Here is an 830-nt window from a genome sequence, read left to right as displayed (position 1 = left end):
TGAAGTATTTGCAACAACAATAGGGTTTGGGACTAACTCAGCTAATTTAGGATTATTACTAAATAAAACCTGAATACTTTTTGGTAAATCTAACATTGTTTACTCCTTTCATCATGAACTCTAACGCTGCGTTAAGGTGTGACAAGCGCTTGCCATACTGTGAGCGAAGCGAAACCGGCAAGCGTTTGGAATCACTCTTAAACGCTTTGTTATGCGATTTTTGCGCACATTATGTATTGAGGACCCGCTAGACCACCCAAATACTGTTCAAAACAGTTTTCAAAACCACCTTTTTCGTAACACACTTTTGCTCCTGGATTTTTGCAATTAACTGTCAGGTAAATCCAATTGAACGCTGAGTAGTGGGCTTTTAAGTAGGGAAAGAGAGCTTTGACCGCCTTCGTGCCTAACCCTTTACCTTGCTGACTAGTGTCGATAGCAAAAGCTCTTAATCCTAGCCCATCTGGCGGACAAAACTCATAGTTAGAAGAATAATCAACATCCAATTTGAAGAAACCGACTACTGAACCGTTGTTTTTTATGACATGTAAATGAGTTGTCTCACTTGCACTTGATATGAATTCATCAGCTGTACCAGCAAACTTAACTTGTTCATCAGCTAAACGAATAAGCTTAATTGCCCCAATATTTGATTCGTTAATCTTCTCTATTTCTACCATTTTGCTTCCATATTATTGAATCGCATAACGCCTTGCTAAGGTGTGAGTAACGCAATACAAAAGCTACCGCACAGCGCCTTAATCACATAAGCCACCGCAAAGTAAAAATGCCACGCGTTACGAATCACTCTTAAGCAATTTGTTAGTACA

1 protein-coding gene is annotated in these 830 nt (G+C 39.3%); it reads right to left on the bottom strand.

Annotation, left to right across the window (positions count from 1 at the left end):
• Positions 1–209: 209 nt before the first annotated feature.
• Positions 210–680, bottom strand: coding sequence for a GNAT family N-acetyltransferase (locus tag FKN16_RS24300; protein ID WP_170903739.1), 471 nt, complete (start codon positions 678–680; stop codon positions 210–212).
• Positions 681–830 lie beyond the last annotated feature (150 nt).

The sequence above is a fragment of the Vibrio sp. 11-4(1) genome, from assembly GCF_013048625.1.
Taxonomy (GTDB): Bacteria; Pseudomonadota; Gammaproteobacteria; order Enterobacterales; family Vibrionaceae; genus Vibrio; species Vibrio diabolicus.
Note: the sequence above shows the minus strand (reverse complement) of the source record. Positions and strands in the feature narration are given on the sequence as shown.

Coding starts and splice junctions, on each gene's coding strand:
- FKN16_RS24300 (WP_170903739.1), bottom strand. CDS start 680: ATGGTAGAAATAGAGAAGATTAACGAATCAAATATTGGGGCAATTAAG.